At 57.6% G+C, this 17,788-nt stretch carries 5 protein-coding genes; 4 read left to right on the top strand and 1 reads right to left on the bottom strand.

Translation table 11 applies throughout. The features are described from left to right. Positions 1-325: 325 nt before the first annotated feature. From CCHOA_RS09150 to CCHOA_RS09135, 4 genes are all read left to right on the top strand, one after another. Positions 326-11,839, top strand: a complete 11,514-nt coding sequence (locus CCHOA_RS09150; RefSeq protein WP_123929792.1) for a DUF7507 domain-containing protein — start codon at positions 326-328, stop codon at positions 11,837-11,839. A 461-nt stretch (positions 11,840-12,300) separates the two neighbouring features. Further along, positions 12,301-13,674, top strand: a complete 1,374-nt coding sequence (locus tag CCHOA_RS09145) for a PAS domain-containing protein (RefSeq protein WP_123929789.1) — start codon at positions 12,301-12,303, stop codon at positions 13,672-13,674. Positions 13,675-13,823: 149 nt separating this feature from the next. Next, the gene (locus CCHOA_RS09140; protein ID WP_123929786.1) at positions 13,824-14,951 is read left to right on the top strand and encodes an oxidoreductase; all 1,128 of its coding nucleotides are present in this window, start codon (positions 13,824-13,826) and stop codon (positions 14,949-14,951) included. Between the two features lie 235 nt (positions 14,952-15,186). Next, the gene (locus CCHOA_RS09135) at positions 15,187-15,804 is read left to right on the top strand and encodes a hypothetical protein (RefSeq protein WP_123929783.1); all 618 of its coding nucleotides are present in this window, start codon (positions 15,187-15,189) and stop codon (positions 15,802-15,804) included. Positions 15,805-16,577: 773 nt separating this feature from the next. On the opposite strand, the gene bsh is transcribed toward CCHOA_RS09135, so the two are convergent. Next, positions 16,578-17,597, bottom strand: coding sequence for a choloylglycine hydrolase (gene bsh, locus CCHOA_RS09130; RefSeq protein WP_281273272.1), 1,020 nt, complete (start codon positions 17,595-17,597; stop codon positions 16,578-16,580). Positions 17,598-17,788 lie beyond the last annotated feature (191 nt).

The following is a 17,788-nucleotide window of genomic DNA, read 5'->3' as shown; positions in this document are numbered from 1 at the left end:
TTGCCGATTCGCACTAATAGTTTCACAGTATGGAATGGTGGAAGGAAACAAATACAGCATAGAAACTAAAGGGGTATAACGATTTGTACCTCACCTGCCAGGGGTTGCAAATGATTTAAAACACCTGAGAAAAACCCGTGTGCGGCGTAATGTCAGGGGTGAATCACAGCTGAAGCACTGTGTGTACATTCGCCGCACCACATTCCAATATTTCCCAAGGTAAGCAGGGGATATTGCGGTCATCTTGGTGGCACTGCGAAATAGGTGATATGTACACACAGGTTTTCCATTTCCATAACCCTGTTTGTTAGAAAGCCAACCTGGTATGTTTCCCCTCACCCGGTCTTCGCAACCATTGCAATCGCCCCCGGCATTCGCCGGGCGGCGCCTGCTCGCCCTGCTCTGTAGTTTGGTGCTTGCAGTCGCCGGCATTCAAATAGTCGCCGAGCCGCCGGTGGCTCATGCCGATATTGACGGGGTGAAGATCACCACCGGCGACGCCACTGCCGAACTTGGATCCCAACTGGCGGTGACTTTTAACCTGAACTGTTCGGTGAGCTGTCAAGGCTTACGAATTCAATTGCAGCGACCCGAAGGTGTTGGGGGTAAACCACTGGTTAGTAGCGGCTTCACCGTGGAAAATGCCGACAGTGACCATCCGGTGCTGGTCTATACCAAGTCTGGTACCGATGGGCTGGTCACCGCCTCAGCGGCGTGGGAAACCGTCGACCATCCAGGTTTCGCCGCTAAAGCGGATATTCCGTGGACTGCCACGTTAAACGGGAACACTACCCAAGGCACGATCCACACCGCGATTACCGGGAAACCCAAAACGTCGCTGAAAAAGGGTGTGTCGAATCAGATCCCCGTACCCGGCCAGCGGGTGGTGTACACCATCGAATATGTGCGCGAACATGGGCTGGGGGTGACCGGCTACACCGGCACAATTGTTGATGAAATCCCGGCAGGCTTAGAAGAGATCACCATCGTCAACCAGGATCTCACCCCGGGCACGACTGCTACCTATGAGCAGGCGGTGGATGCAAGAGAGTACAGCAAAGTTATCAAAGCCCGGGAGCTGTCGGCCGACTATATTCACTATGATCCGGAAACCCGAAAAATCACCATCGACATTGATAAATCAGTCGATGCGGCGCTCAGCCGTGAGCGGGTCGCCAAAATTACCTACACCGCCAAAGTCAACGACACGGTAGCTAATGCAACACGCATTACCAATACGGTGAAGCTTGATCCGGATTCATTGCATAATCTTGACGGCACCAAGCTGGCCAGTGACGCACCCGGGGTTGCGCAGCCCGTTGAACGCTACATCACTGTGCGCACTGCGCAAGGCAGTGTCGGCAAAGGTGGCACGGGACAGCAAAATAAAAACAACACTGACATCCAGTTCTATATTCGGGCGAAGCGCCCCGGCACGAATGATATTTTCATCGATGACCAGGCCCGCATTCAGCAGTGTCTGCAATATAAGGAGCGCGCCTTCCAATCGGATAAATGCACAGTTCCCGGCGGCGACAACAAACAACACTTAGCGTTGACGAAGTTCCAAGTCGACGCAGTGACCAACTTTCAGCAGGTAGCCAGCGATAATGGGCAGCCGCAGTGGATGCAGTCGAATTCCCGCCCCACAGTGACGTTTACGGTTTTTAACGCAGACCGCAGCCAATCGAAACAGTTGCCTGTCCTTGCCGGGGAGACTAGCAATGCCGGCAACGCCACCCTGAAAATCCCGGATGATCTTGGGTTTGCACCGGTGCACTTTACCGCCGTCGTCCAGGGCGTGCCATCGGATGAATATCTCACCGTGCGGTCGTATCACCGGGTGACAATCCCCGACGAACTGTATGTGCAAAACGATGATACTCGGCTGGATTATGTTGACGCAGCCAACGATGTGACCATCACCTACAAGGAAGCAGATGGCACGGACACCAAGTTGCAGGCTGGCACGATGCTCAATATTTATGAGAATCTGCCAGATCCGAAAACAGGGCTCGTCGTGGTAGATAATCCCACGATCACCGGACCTGAGGTGAGTTCGAATATTCGCTATGCGTTGTATAACCTCAGCGAAGAAGCCTTCCCGCCGTTGGGCTATATCAGTGTGCCGAAGGGTTTTTCGCTGGATCCGTCGGTGCTTGCCGATCAAAATTGGCAAGAATGCAACGATCAGGCGACACTGGAGCCGGGCAAGGTTGCCTACAATCCGGGCTTGCTGCAGTGGGAACTGTTGGCGGAAGGATCCCCTTCCGGTGGGCAACTGTGGCGATTTACCGCCCCGGACAATGTGGTGGTGCCAGGCAAGTCAGAAAACCGCCCCTGCCAATTCACCATTCCGGTCACCAGCACGGGCGCATTGGGTGGAACATATAGCAATCCCGATTTGGAATCCCAATTCCCGGCATTCCGCATTATGGTCACCACCGCCAACCCGAACCAGGGGCTGGCAAAATCTTCCACCTTCCAAGCGAACCCTTATGGCATCGGCTGGCAGGAACTGGTTGCTGCATGCCGCGACAATCCGGCGAACTGCCAGCAGCAAACTCAGCTTTGTGTTGAAGATCCTGATTCGCAAGCATGTGAGGATGCCCGCAGCGCCTATACGAAACGCAAACGCTGGGTGCAGGCTGATGGTTCGTTGACGGTGCTCGACTTTGCCGAGTCGCGGATTGAAAAATATGCCTGGGGTGATAAAGACCCGACGCGGGACACCCGCACCACTGCACTTGCCCCACAAGAAGGGGTGGCCGACACGTCGTGGGCAACACAGCAGGCAACCTTCTTCCTGCGGGTGGGGACTGACGGTTCGGTGCCATACACCGACTATGTGCTCTACGATGCGCTGCCGACCGAAGAGTCATGGGTGCCGATCAACAGCAAAGCCGCCACCCAGGAAGCAACCGCCGGCACACACAAAATTTACGACCAGGAAACGGGGAAGGTGACATCCACCGCCGTCAACGACAACACGCTGGTGCCAACTCTCACCGGGCCGATTGCAATACCGGTGCAGTCGCTATTTAACGAAGACCTACAAAAGTGGGAACGGCGCGCACCGCGGGCAACAATCCACTATTCGACCTCAAGTAACCCTTGCCGCCCGGAGATGGCGGAAGCCAAGCAAGGTCCTTTCCCAGCTGAAGCCCAAGAATGCACCGCCTTTAATGCCCGGGAAGGGGAGTGGCTCACCGCCGAGGAAGTGAATGCTACTGCTGACGGCTGGTCGAAGATCCGCTATTTCCGTATTGCGTTCGAGGAACCAATCTCAGGGCTGTTCGATATTCCCGTGCCGATGACAATGCCCACCAATGATGTCTCCGGCAACGGGATCGGCGATAGCGACATTGCCATCAACCGGGTTGCCTTCCGGGCAAGTAACGGCAAAACCAACACCGATCTGGGCACGTTAAGCCCGGCTGCGGCACGGGTGAAATATGTGCCCGAATACAAAATCAACAAGTCGCTGCTGCTGCCCGATGTTGATGGAACCTTTTCTGCTGCGAAAAACGCAATCGACGGCGCCGATTCCGATAGCTATCTTGTCGGGGTGGGCGATAATGTTCTGTTCCGGATCACCGTAACCGGGAAAGTACCCGGAGTGATGCTGGAGTCGCCGATGATTCGTGACTTTATTCCCCCTGGATTAGAGCTTGTCGAAGTGATGACAGGCACGGATGAAACTGGGGCGTTGAACACTGTCGGCGAAGTGTATTCCGACTATCACGATCCGGTTGCTGATGCGGCAGTAGCTGCCGCCGCCGACGATGGAGTCATTCCGCAAACCCCGACTGCGAAAGTTGCCTGGTTCCCAGGTCCAATGGACGATCAGGGTGTGGTCAATCCACAAGCTCCGGACGGTTCCCGGATACCGGCACAAGTAACTTTAAAGCTGCGGGTCACCGGCGACCCGGTAGGGGTGCTGCACAATGTTGCCTTCGGCACCACCCGGGAGCAGGCGTCGGTGCCATCGGGGGATTCGTGTGCGGAAAAAACTCCCGACGATATTGCGGCGGGTCGCACCGACAACAACTGTGACCGGCAGTCGATCAACGTGGCCTCCGCGATCAGCGGCGCCCTGTTTTCGCTGCCAGACAGTGCAGCAGCTGATGCTGAACTTGATGACTCGACCGCGAAAGTCACCACCTTGCAGCCGGGTGATGTGCAAGTGCAGCTGCTCGCTGCAGATGGCAGTCCGCTGCTGGTGAATCCAACCACGGGAAAGCCCGACCGCGAAGGTTCACCACTGATTGTCAATCTGGGAAGTGATGGCACATATCGTTTCCCGAAGGTGCGCCCCGGGAACTATCAGGTGCAGATGACAGTCAAGGATGATCCGGCAGCCCGGGAACGATTCCAGCAAGCATTCATGTTCACCCCGGCCACTGTCGCTGACCAGCCGATAGCAGCATCCGGTTTGATCGACGGGGCAGTAGACGACAAGGATCCTTTTACTGCTGTTACAAAGACGTTTACCGTCCCCGGGCCGGAAGCACCTGGCGGACAGCAAAATGTGCCACATGTGGATTTTGCGGTCATCCAAACAAACCCTTCGCTGACGATCACCAAGTCGCCAACAACAGACACCCCGCGAAATCTGAACGATCAAGCAGAGTTCACCATCAACGGTTCGAATAACGGCAATGTGCCGTTAACCGGGGTGCGCCTGCACGACGAATGGGCGAGCAGCCGCAACGTCACCCCGGTGTGTGTGATTACTGATCAGACCGGGAAACAGCGCAGCGGCACGCAACTGCTGACCACTGATGGGACAACCTTGGCAGTGGGAGAACAGTATTCCTGTACCGTCACCTATACCGTCGCCCAAGCCGATATTGACAACCAGGAGCCGTTGCACAATACGGCGAAAATCACTGGCATGTTCGGCAAAACCCCACTAGAGGAAACCTCGTCGGCAGCAATACCGGTGCACACTGCTGATCCCAGTTTCACACTGGACAAGCAGCTGGAAAACTCCACTGATCTGCATGTGGGGGATGCGGCAGTATTCCTTATCACCTTCACCAACACCGGCAATGTGACTTTGCACAATGTGGCGATTAGTGACAAGTTCAGCGCCGCGGAAACTGTGATCAACCTGGTGTGCGCGGAGAACAAGGACGGGTTGGATGCGACGAAAGCCACCGATGCGGTGGTGACCATCCCGACCGTGGCACCGAATGGGGTCATCTATTGTCGCGGCCAGTTCATTGCTTCGAAAGAGTTTTTGGAAAACCAAACCAAGGAAGTCAATGTTGCCGCAGCCGTGCCCAGCTATATGCGGCGTGATGACAACGGCGACCTGGTGCCCACTCTGCTGCAGAGCGCAACCGCGGAAGCCGCAGTGCAGCCCCGCCCATCCCAGCCAGCGATCGAAGTGAAAAAGGAAGTAGCAACTGGTGCTGATTCCTTTGGTCACACGACGCAAGGCTCGTTGGAAAACGGTGGGGTCATACCGTTTAGGATTACGCTCACCAACACCGGGGATGTGCGCCTGACGCAGGTGACCATCACCGATGAGCTCACCGGGCGGGATGCGGGTGCGCAGCATTTGGAAGTGCAGCGCTGCGTTGATGCGGCCAGCCAGGGAGCTGTTGGTGGTAATGGCAAGATCAGTCTGGCGGCCGGCGAACAGGTGATCTGTTCGGCGACAATAACCTATACCCAGGATGATATTGATGCCCAGCACCCGCTGGTGAATACGGTGTCTGTCACCGCTCAGGCGAAACAGCTGGTCGATGACAAAGAGCAGCTAGTCACCGTCACTGAAGCGGAAGATCGCACAGATGATAATGCGGCAACGGTCACTCCGCCGGCGCCGGCGCCCAGCCTGGAGATGCAGAAAACCGCGGCTGCGCCACGAGCGATTCTGCTGCCGGGTGACACCGTGCCATACACCTTTGTGATCACCAACAACGGGAATCAGACTGTGCACGATGTTGCCGTGGAAGATGAAAAATTCCCCGGCGGTAACGGTATTACGTGTGCCGGTGACACTCGGGTGCTGCAGCCGCAGGAGTCGCTGACCTGTACTGGCACGTACACGGTAACCGACACTGATGCGGTAGCGGAAAAGGTTGGTCAGCTGGTCAACACGGCTGTGGCAACTGGGAAAAGCCCAACGAATAATGCAGTACGCAGTGCATCGTCCACGGTGACACTTCCCACCGGTCGCCCAAAGCTGCAGTTGGAGAAGGTTGTCGTGCCTACCGAAGGGGTGGATCTGAACAATGTGCAGCCAGATGATGTGGTGACCTTCCGCATGACGGTGACCAATGTTGGTTCCGCCCCGATTGACAAGGTTGCAATCAAGGATCCGATCGCGCAGCAGTGGGGCGCCAAGAAACTGGTGTGCCCGATTGTGCCGCGGCTTGGCCACGATGTGGTCGACTATGACAATGGTGTCAACGGTTTCCTGCTGGCAGACACCGACACCGAGCAGTCGATTGGTTGGCTTGCTTCGCAGGCAAACCCGGAAGATGCGCAAGCGGTATGTTTGGTGAGTTTTGCATTCCCGCAGGCAGCGATTGATCAAGGCGTGGAGCATGTGAACACGGCAACCGCAGTCGGTGTCGATGCAGTCGGAACTGAGTATGAATCGCCGCAGGCAAGCGCAAAGGTTACCGGCACCCAGGAAGGTGGCCTTACCCTGGAGAAATCCAGCTCTGCCACCGTGGACGGTCCGCTGGTTGTCGGCGATGAGATTAATTATCACTTCAAGTTCACCAACACCGGCAAAGTGACGTTACACAACATCACCTTGGCCGATGAGCTGCTTAGCGGGCGAGGGATTGATCCGGCGACGTTCTGTCCGCCGTTTGATTTAGCGCCGGCAGCAGTGCACACCTGCCAATCCCCGGTGATGTCAGTAACTGATGCCGATGTTGATACCACGATTGCGAATACAGCAACGTTTAGCTCGGAGTGGCCAACTAGCTCCTTTACTGCGGCGCCACCAGCTGGTTCTTCGAATGAGGTGCGTCACCTGGTGACGAAACCAGAAATCAGCCTGGATAAGTCGGTGGTCAACGAGAAAACCGGCGGGTTTGCCATAGGGGATCAGGTGATTTACAAGTTGACCGTGACCAACACTGGTTTAGTGCCGGTGACGGGCGTGTATTTGGAAGATCAGATGCTCGAGGCACGAATGGATAGTGATCCGGAAAAGGCGACGGCAAGCCGTGCTTACTGTCCGGATCATGAAGATATTCTCACCCCGGCGGGTGCTTCGCTTGCCCCGGAGGAGTCGGCCACCTGCTATATCGGCATGATGGTGACGCAGGCGGATGTGGATGCCGGCCCGAACGTGGTCAACGAGGCATATTCGGCGGCGGAAACCCGGCAGGCGACGGCAACGGATCGGTCGACTGCGGTGGTGAACTTTGTGCAAACCGCGGAACTTGCCTTGACGAAAGCCATCGACGCTGCACAGCCGGTGTACACCGAAGGTGACGTGGTGCATTATGTGTTCACGGTGGAAAACACCGGTCAGCTTACGGTGCGGGATATCACCATTGATGATCCAATGCTGGCTGAAGCTGGCACAACGATTACTTGTGATAAGCAGCTCACCAAGCCTGGGTTAGCTGCCGGTGAGTCGGCGCAATGCCGCGCCGACTATGTGGTGACGGCGGCGGATGCTGCTGCCGCCGCAGCCACGCACACGGTGACCAATACGGCAACTGCGAAAGGCCAGCCGGTTCGTGGGGAAGTCGTCACTTCACCGCCGGCCGAGGTTTCCTTCCAGGCTGGCAGCCCGGCGATGAGCATTGCGAAATTTGCTCGGATTGTTGCTGGTGCTACCGGTGACCTGGAGCATCCACAGGTGCAGGCGGGCAGTGTGGTGGAATGGTCGATGGTGGTGACCAACAGCGGCAATGCGACAGCCCACGATGTGCAGGTCACTGATGCGCTGCTTGCTGATGCAGCTGATGCGGCCTGCTATGCCAATGTCAGCGAAGCCGACCGGCAGGCCGGGAAGCGTCCCGCTGCGGGTGGCACCGCATTGGATGCCATCGGCGATATTGCCGCCGGTTCCACAGTGACATGTTTCGCGTCGACAACGATCACCCAAGCCCAGGTTGATGGTGGGGTGGATAATCAGACAGTCAACACTGCTGCAGTGACCCGCGCCGTGGATAATCCGGGCACGGATGATCCTGCCCGCACCACTGCGGTGCAAGCCACCGCAAAGGTGGACAACGCCACCAAGGCGGGGATTAGCCTCACCAAGGAAGTGGCGCCGGAATCAGCGAAACAGCAGTATGTGGCCGGTGACGAGATCGTCTACACCTTCACCGTCACCAACACCGGCTTGGTGAGCTTGCATGATATTGCCATCACCGATGAGCTGTTTGCTGCCGCCGCTGCTGGCATTGTTTGCCAGCGCACCACGCTCGCCCCCGGGGAGCACACCACCTGCACCTCCCCGGTATATACGGTTACTGCCGCTGACGCGGAGCGGGAACATGGTGCACTGCTCAACGAGGCAGTCGTCACCGCCACCACCCCGACTGATCGCACAAATCTCGACGGTGTCAACGAGCAAGGACAAGTCACCGACAGCAGTGAGGTCACGGTCACTGTCGGCACCCCGGCAATCAGTCTGACGAAAACCGCGACACCACAAACCGGTGTGAGCGCTGACGACATGGTCACCTACACCATCATCGCCACCAACAGCGGCAACACCGACCTGTACAAGGTACACGTCACCGATCCGTGGTTTAGCGCCGATGAGCTTTCCTGCTCTGCGGCGGCGGCAACCGATCCGGCAACCGGCGCGGATCTAGCCGTCGGTGAAATGATCACCTGTACGGCAAGCCGACTGCTCACCCAAGATGAGGTAGATGCTGGAACACCAGTGGAAAACACGGCGACTGTCACCGCGGAAAGCGACGGCATTGCCACTGCAACCACCGTCGAAACCGGGCAGCCAGTTTCAGTAGAGGCGACAGCGACCGCTAGGGTCACCCCCAGCACTAAGGCCGCGCTCACCCTGGAAAAGACCGTGCAAGACAAACAGTCGATCTACGCCGAAGGTGATGAAGTCGCCTACCAGTTTGTGGTGACGAATACCGGTGATGTCACCATCCATGATGTCACCCTGACCGATCCGCTCATCGACGATACGGTGCACTCCTGCACCCCGGATCGTCTCGCGCCGGGGGAGCAGGCCACCTGCCCGGTGTTGCGCTACACCATCACCGCGGACGATGTCACCCGGCAGGCTGTCGCCAACACCGCCACAGTGACCGGGCTGAGCCCTGCCCAAGACGACACCACCCCGGTAGACCAGCGGCCAACCGCCAGCGCTACCGCCCAAGTCGTCACCGGCTATCCGGCGATCACGATTACGAAAACCAGTGATATCGCCCCCGGCACCCAGCTGGTAGCCGGTGACACGATCACCTACACCATTGAGATCGTCAATACCGGCACCACCCCGGCCACCGCGGTGAAACTCATTGATCCCATGGTCGCCGAGGTTGGTGAAGATCAGCTGCACTGCAGTGACCCTGCCGTCTACGGGGACGGCCCAGGTGCTACCCTGGCTCAGCCGAATGACGCAGTGAACTGCACGCTTGTCCGCAAAGTGAGTGCAGATGATGTGAACCGGTTTGATGCGATTGCCAATACTGCCACCGCTGAAGCCACCTTCGGGTCGAAACAGGCTACCCCGGTCAGTGCTACCGCCACCGCACCGGTGGCCAGTGAGCCGAAGATCTCCCTCGTCAAACAGGTCAAAGACCCGCAAACGGTGTACCTGGCCGGCGATGCGGTGGTCTATACCTTCACGATCACCAATGAAGGCACGGTGGATGTCACCGACGTAACGATCAACGATGCGCTACTCGCATCGCGCAGTATTGCAATCACTTGTCCTGCCACCGACCTGGCAGTCGGGGCAACCATGGTGTGTGAATCCGCGCCACTGACCGTCACCGATGACGATGTGGCCACCGGTCGGGTGGACAACACTGCCACAGTGGTGGCCAATGTGCCGCGCCGGGCGATCTCGAACGAAGATGGCCGCGAAGGGGTGGTACAGCCACCTGTCATCTCGAACGAGTCGCAGCACAGCATCAGCACCGGCACCCCGGCACTGAGTATCGAAAAGGTTGCCGCAACCCAGCAGGTGTCCCCCGGGGAGACCGTTCGCTACACCATCACGGTGCGCAATATCGGCACCACCCCGGTAGAGAAGATCCGCATCAGCGACGATCAAATCTTGGATCGCGGCGGAAAGTTCACCTGTGACGATCCGGCGATGCTGAGCGGCGAAGGAGTACTCCCAGTGGGAGCAACAACCACCTGTGTCGCCTCCGAGATCGCCAGCCTCCCAGAGGATGGCAGTTTGCAACTGCACAACACTGCCACGGTGCAAGGCTCTTACCGCAATGCGAAAGTCACCAAAATCGAGTCCACAGCCACTGTGGCTCTCAACGCCCCGAAACCACAGCTGACGGCGAAAATCTTCGACGGATCAATCAGCGACGGCGACGGGCAAACACCGGCAACCGCTGTGGAACTAGCCCCCGGGGAAGACTTCACCGTCGACTTCAAGCTGACGAACACCGGCGAAGGCCCCCTCACGGCAATCACCGTGGAAGTGCCCGGTGCGAACTTTGACACCCTTGCATTGACGATTCTTGACGACACCGGTCAGCCGGTGACTGCAATCCCCACTGCGCAAACCCCGGTGACCGGACTGGTTCTGCGGGTAGCCGATGACGGCAACATTATCCTCTCCGCGGAGGAAACCCTGCCGGCTCTCGCACTTCCGCCACGCTATGAACTATCTGGCAACCTGCGCGTCGACAGTGCCCAAATCGGCCACAACACCCCCATCACAGTGGAAGCAGCCGATCCGCGCACCGGGGAAACAGTCACTGCTCGGGATGACTTCTTTACCAAGCAGCGTCCTGCCGCCCCAGCCGGCATTACCACGAAGCTCTATATCGGGGAGCCAACGGCGGACACCGACGGCCACGGTGACGGCCAAACCGACGACACTGCGGTGCAAATACCAGCCGACACCCCAGTGGACGTCACCCTGCAGATCACCAACACTGGACAAACAGGTATCTCAGGCATTGTGCCGACCATCACCGGGGCCGGTATAGACCTGAAACCCGGGCAAGTATTTATCCTGCGCGACGGCGACGGCAACCCGGCAACACCGGAGATGGCTGCAGCGAAACCAGGGCTGATGCTGCGGGTCACCGGCGACGGCGAAATTGTGTTCAGCGATGATGAACACAATCTGCCATTGCTGCTTGCCCCCGGCCAACAGGTCACCGCAGCGCTAACTATCACCGTCGCGCCGGGGAATACGGATCATGTGGCAGGAACGGTTTCCGCTACCGATTCGCAACATAATGCACTGTCCGACAATGATCCGCTGTATGTGATGACCGGCAAACCAGTCGATCCGTCGCCGGAACCATCTGAGCCGACGAAACCGACGGAGCCGACAGAACCACTCGAGCCGTCCACACCAGGTGAGCCACCTGTATCCAGTGCCTCATCTTCGAAAAGCCCGTGGTGGGTTGTGTTGGTTCCAGTTGTCGGCATGCTTCCAGTGCTGGCACAGCTACCTGGTGTGCCGGTGCCACCGATTGTGTCGACTGCTGTGCCCACCCCGGAAGCAGAAGTCGAGCAGCCGGAGCCTCGTCCTGATCGCCCAGAACCGCGCCGCTCTGGACTGTTGGCGCAAACCGGTGCAAATGTGGGGACATTGTCCTTGCTCGCAGTCCTGCTCATGGTTATCGGCCTAGTGCTGGTAGCAGCCCGCCGCAGGAAGGGCAATGAGATGTAGCAGCAAACACACCATGGTTTCAATGCATTTGAAACCTGCTTTGCAGCACGGCGAACAATACCTATCACCGTGCAATTCACAACCCAGGTACCCACTGCTGGAGCAGCCTCGCTGCTGCGGACGGGTACCTGGGTTGTTGGCATTGGCAAACAGTTCAGGGTGCGGCAACAGTTCGATCATGGTTCGCCTGCTCAATGCCCCTGCACGACGAGCCCAAGCAACAGTCCCACCCACCCCCGTCCATCCGCAGATACACACCCCGGGGAGGTTGGAATATGAGCGCTCAGCGGGGAGTAGAATATGTGCGAACCGGTGATTCGGGGGTATTCGTGGGTGCACTGTGTGTGAACACAGATGCCCCAGGTTACTGTCGTGGTCACCGCATATTTTCGCACAACACCAATGCATCATGCTGACGTGCGGCGTTCCCCCTTTTTTGATCCTTCCCTGACTGTTTTTGGATGGCTGCAATGACCACCCCCACTGGTGCACAACATGAAGTGCGCGCTGATGAGATGTTTTTCTCAACCACCGATGAGAAAGGGATCATTGGGGAATCCAACTCGGTGTTCGTCCGGTTGTCCCGGTTCCCGCTGGCAGAACTCGTCGGTGCACCGCATAACATTATTCGGCATCCGGCAATGCCGGGGGCGGCATTCTTAGGAATGTGGACAACCCTGCAAGCCGGCCAGCCGTTTGCCGCCTATGTGCGAAACTTGGCCAAAGACGGGAGTGAATATGATGTGTTTGCGACCGTCACACCGATGCCTGGGGGTGGCTATTTATCGGTGCGAACCCGCCCGATGATGGAGGATGTGTTTGCGGCGGTGCGCGAGGTGTACGACCGGGTTTCAGCAACCGAACAGCAGCTGCGGGCGGCGGGTACCAGCAAAGCAAACGCGGCGATCGCAGGTTTTCAGCAGCTCGGTGACGAGCTAGCCGAATTAGGATTTGATTCCTATGCGGCGTTCCAGGCAGAGATCCTTCCAGGGGAGGTTGCTGCCCGCAGTGCGGTGTCTACTCTTGCCGCCGAAATTGACACCAGTGAGCTTTCCGGCAGTGCGGTTGTCATCGCCGAGCAGGTGCCAGCCATTGTGGATGCGTTAAGTGACTGGTCTACTGCGCTCTCCGGGGCGGATGAAGTCTCCCGGCTGTTACATAAGGCAGTCCGCAGCTTACGCACCGAGGTGGAACAGGCCACCGAGTTTGCCAGCGAACTTCAGCGCCATGCCACCGCCGGTAGTGGTCTGTCCCCGGATGATCTCATGCCCTTGGAGGTGTGGTCACATATGCGGGCTTCGGTGACGCCGCGCCTGGAGAAGTTTTATGTCAGCCTCGAGCAATTCGATGCGCTCACCCGGGAGATGAAAGTCTCGCTGTCGCTGATCCGCCTCCAAATGGAGATGATTACCCGGTTTATTCATGAACTTGCTGCCGGCGGCGGACAATTTGATCGGCAGGCGGTAGCTCTTGTCACCTTGGCACAGTGTTTGGATGCGATCTTGGAAAAGGTGCAGGTAGCGGCACAAGGATTTAGCAGCCAACAAGCTGCACTGATTGAGCACATCACCTATGTTGCCAAGCTTATGGCCATCCCGCAGCAGCTCATGACTGGCTGGCGGGATGAGTTTACTGGTGATACTGCACGCACCCTCGACCCGGCGGTGGAGCGCGTCGTCGCGTCGGTGAGTCGATCTGTGACTCGCGGCGAAGATGCTCTTGGTCAGTTGCGTGACCTGGCCGCTACGTTACAACACACGACCACGGTGGCTGATCTCGCAGGTTTGCAACAGCAGATCACGGCTATTGAACGCGCCGCACAGACTCTCACGTAGCGCTCACAAGACGGCCTGCCGAGTATGTGCGTATCACGGGTGCTCTGCAGGAAGCATAAAGGCCATGGCATCAGCTAGCTGCTTGTTGCATCTGTCTCGCTTCGAACACACCACCAGCGTCGCGCAGGAGCCAAGGTAACGTGGCAGTCATGACTACACTGTTTGAGCCACTCACGTTTCGTACTCAGCCTGGTATTCCGGCTTTGGAAGCCCGCAACCGGATATTCGTCGCCCCGATGTGTATGTATTCGGCTACCGGCCAAGATGGCCAAGTGCAGCCGTTTCATATTCAGCACTATGGAACGCTGGCGGCCGGTGGGGCGTCATTGGTGCTAGTGGAGGCGACTGCAGTCAATCCAGTCGGCAGGATCTCCCCGGCGGATCTTGGACTGTGGGAGTGCGAAGATCCAGTCGCAACAGCAGCCCTCGTGGAGGGGCACCGGCGACTCGTTGATGCTATTCACGCCCATGGCGCACTAGCTGGCGTGCAGCTCGCCCACGCGGGGGCGAAGGCGAGCACCTATCCACCGCATCCTGGCAATGGCACAGGGGTTATGCCGTTAGACCAAGGTGGGTGGACAGTTGTCGGCCCTGGTGATACTCCACTTGCAGCCAATCTTGGCTTGCCGCAGCCGTTGACGAGCGATGGTATCCGTGGGGTGGTAGCGGATTTTGCGCGGGCTGCAGAACTAGCCGAAGCTGCAGGATACGATATCGTACAGATCCATGGTGCTCACGGATATCTGCTACACGAATTCCTTTCCCCACTGACGAATACGCGCACCGACGGTTATGGGGATAGTCCCGCAAGCCGATACCGCATCCACTGTGAGGTGGCAGCAGCGGTGCGCGAGACGTTTACCGGCCCCATCGGTTTGCGGGTTTCTGCTAGTGACTGGGTGCCAGAAGGGGTCAGCCTCGAAACAGTCATCGATTGTGTTCGTGCTGTTGATGATGCTTGCGCACTCGCGTGGGTTGATGTCTCAAGCGGGGGGATCCCCATTGATCAGCCGATACCCGCTGCGAAAAACTATCAGGTTCCCTTCGCGCAAGCGATCGGTGCAGCCTTGGCAGAGGAGGATATTGTTGTCTCCGCGGTGGGGATGATTACCGATCCGCACCAAGCCGCAATACTGGTTGATGACGACCACATTGACGCAGTCAGCCTTGGGCGAGTCCTGCTCCGTGAACCAACCTGGCCAATCCACGCCGGTATGACGCTGGGATTACATCCCAGTGAACTTCCGATTCCGCCGCAATATGAACGTGGCTGGTAGCAGTGTCGCCATTCGGTGGCAATTCCGACCTGGTCGATTCCTTCATCCCGCGGTGCAGGTGCGATTCTTTTCCGACGACCTGGCGTGCTGATAGTGACACTAGTAATCAGTATGCAACGCCGGTAGGCTGGTGCGACCGGTGACCGACGAGGTTTTCCAGGTCGCCGACAAATTCATACTGCTGTCATCAGGCTGCAGAAGATAAACAAGTAACACGTAAGGACTGAGAAGACATATGCGAGCATCGTTACGAGTGGCCGCTGTGGCCGTGAGTGTTTCGACACTACTGCTTGGTGGATTGCCGGCCGCACACGCCGGGGATCAGGCGAAAGTCAATGAAGCCGTCAACAAGGTCAATAACTTGGCAAGTCTGGCATCATTTGCACCGTGCTCGACTGTGCGTGAAAAGTTCGCTTCCTACGGTGGTGGGGGTGTTGCGAAAACCCGGGGTGATCTCGAAGCGCGATCGGGCTCAGTCATTGCGGGGCAGATCGCAACACTGGAGCGTCGCGCGGGCGGTTTAACTCCTGCGCAGCGCCAACAATATCAAGCAGCCCTGCAACATGGTGCACAGCAGGCAATTGCTCGGGCTGTCGCATGTGGTGTGGTCAACGGCAGTGGTGCAGTCACTGAGGCTGCACAGGCGCCAGTCAACAATGCTCCTGCGCCGGTGCAACCTGCACCAGCACCCGCACAACCGGCACCTGCACCTGTACAACCCGCACCTGCACCAGCACCACAGCAAACCGTGCTACATAACCCATTAGATCCGGCACATCCGATTATTGTGCCGTTCGCCTTGCCACCGCTGCCGGAGGTGTTTGCCGGTTCCTCAGGTTTGTTGCCGAGGTAGATCAATACACCCCGTCTATGCTCGGTGTGGAGCGAACTGCACGGCGTACTCGTTACAACACGAAGTCCCTGTACCACTCCGGTACAGGGACTTGCTGCTTTACCGCGCTGTTTTCATCGGAAAAGTCGCTAACTGTGACATACCCGATCGGGCAGAAATCGGGCATGAACGCTTCGACGATGTCGGGGATTGAAGAGGCCTGACCTGATTGAGACCAGTCCTATGAGGACGCTTGAAGGACTGGCAGTAAGTTAAATACACTTCCGCTGAGGTCAGGGATGTGCTCAATCCTATTGAAAGCAAACACCCACGAGTCAATGTCGATGATGATTCCAAGCTTGGCGGATTCCTTCCGTGGTAGCGGCACAGCAGCGCACCCTCGCTGATATGCGCTAATTGCCCAGGCCAACGTTAAATTGCTGCGAAACCTTCCGCTTGACGGAGGGCAAACCCCTCGGATGGCTTGCAGGTAAGCCCGGGAGGCTGAGTATTCGTCATCCATTGGGTGGCGAACATTGGGCTGCCTGTGACGTGCTGCGTGGGGTGCATTAATTTTCTCAAGGCGCGCAAAATGAAACGCTCGGCCTTCGTGATTGTCAATCCCCTGTGGGTTCCGTGTTTCGCCAGTGTGTCGAGGCCTTTTCCAAGGCAATGGAGATTTTCTGGCATCCCGAAGGTGGAGGTGTGCTCGACCTCGGCTGAGGGGTACAAACATTGCTCCAACGCTATTCGATTACCCAAAACTGTTCCGTATAGAATAATGCAGATAAACGCTACTGTTTCACTGTTTTTTGCAAAGAAGCATCTAGCATGGTGTGCATGGCAAAGCGGGGTGTGCGCTGCTGGGGGAAACACAGGAGGTTGGCGCCATCAAGGGGAAGATCGGCAAGGCGTAACGCGCAAATCTGACTGCCGGTGGCGGTGGTGTAATACAAAGTGCTCGTTGCTGCGTCAAAGCAGGTCGAGTACAAGGTGTACTCATACTGGCCGGTGGCGGTCTGTGTTGCGCCTGGCACCATCGCCACCTGGTTGAGGATGCTGAAGAATTGTTGGATCGCAGAGTCTTTCGTCACGATCGGCGCGGATTCAGAGGCGGCCTTGAGAAATGCAGCTTTGATAAATCGGGAAGGGCCGGTGGTGTCCCCGGGCAGGCCAAAAGATCCGACGCCAACTCCCGGCGGGGGAAGTGCAACATTTGGGCTAAGCGTGTTGGTTGGCCAGGCAGTGGTCAACTGCTGGTAAAGAGCAAGGTTATCCCGATGGAAGGGAAATGGTGGGTTGTTGGTAAGCACCCCGAAGGGGTTGTCGTATAGGTGTAGTCCATCGGCCGTGCTCTCCACGACGACTGCTTGTTTCCGGTCGGCGATAATCCAGTGCAGTGGGGCGTTGGGAAGCTGGTCGGAGAACTGTTTGTCGATAAGGTTGAGATGCTTCGACTGCGCTGTAAACTCAGCGACACTTCGGCAGCGGGTGAGCACCCAAGGGATGAACTCGTACGGGGCGATATTGGTCAAGTCTTCCGCCTTGGGGTGGAAGACCGCATTGCCGGGAAAGTTCAATCCCGCCATCGAGAGGCCGTGCTCGTTGCTGGCTTCAAAGTAGAGCGGCTGATCGTGCTCAACGATGGCCATACCAACCAAGGCAGTGGGAAGTGTCCTGGTCGATCCATCTTGGAAGGAAAATTCGGTGCCGCGCGGAGTGACGACGAGTTGTGGATGATAATCAATGTCGAGATCTAAGTTCCGGCCAAAGTAGAACGCATTATCAACGGTCAAGCAGAGGGCAGTGCACATCGTATTTCCAGCGGGATACAGGGTTCGGGTGTGGTGGCGGGAGCGGCACTGTGCGGTTGCCTGGCGCCAGTCCGGTGGGGAGGCCATTGGTAAGGCGCTAGTTCGCAGGTGCGATCGCAGAAGGCATGTAATCTGGCGCTGAGTAACTGAGCAACTGCGCGAAAGTGCAACAGTGTAACGGTGCGCCAGTG

The sequence above is a fragment of the Corynebacterium choanae genome (genome assembly GCF_003813965.1).
Classification (GTDB): Bacteria; Actinomycetota; Actinomycetes; order Mycobacteriales; family Mycobacteriaceae; genus Corynebacterium; species Corynebacterium choanae.
This window is presented reverse-complemented; position numbering and strand designations above follow the sequence as displayed.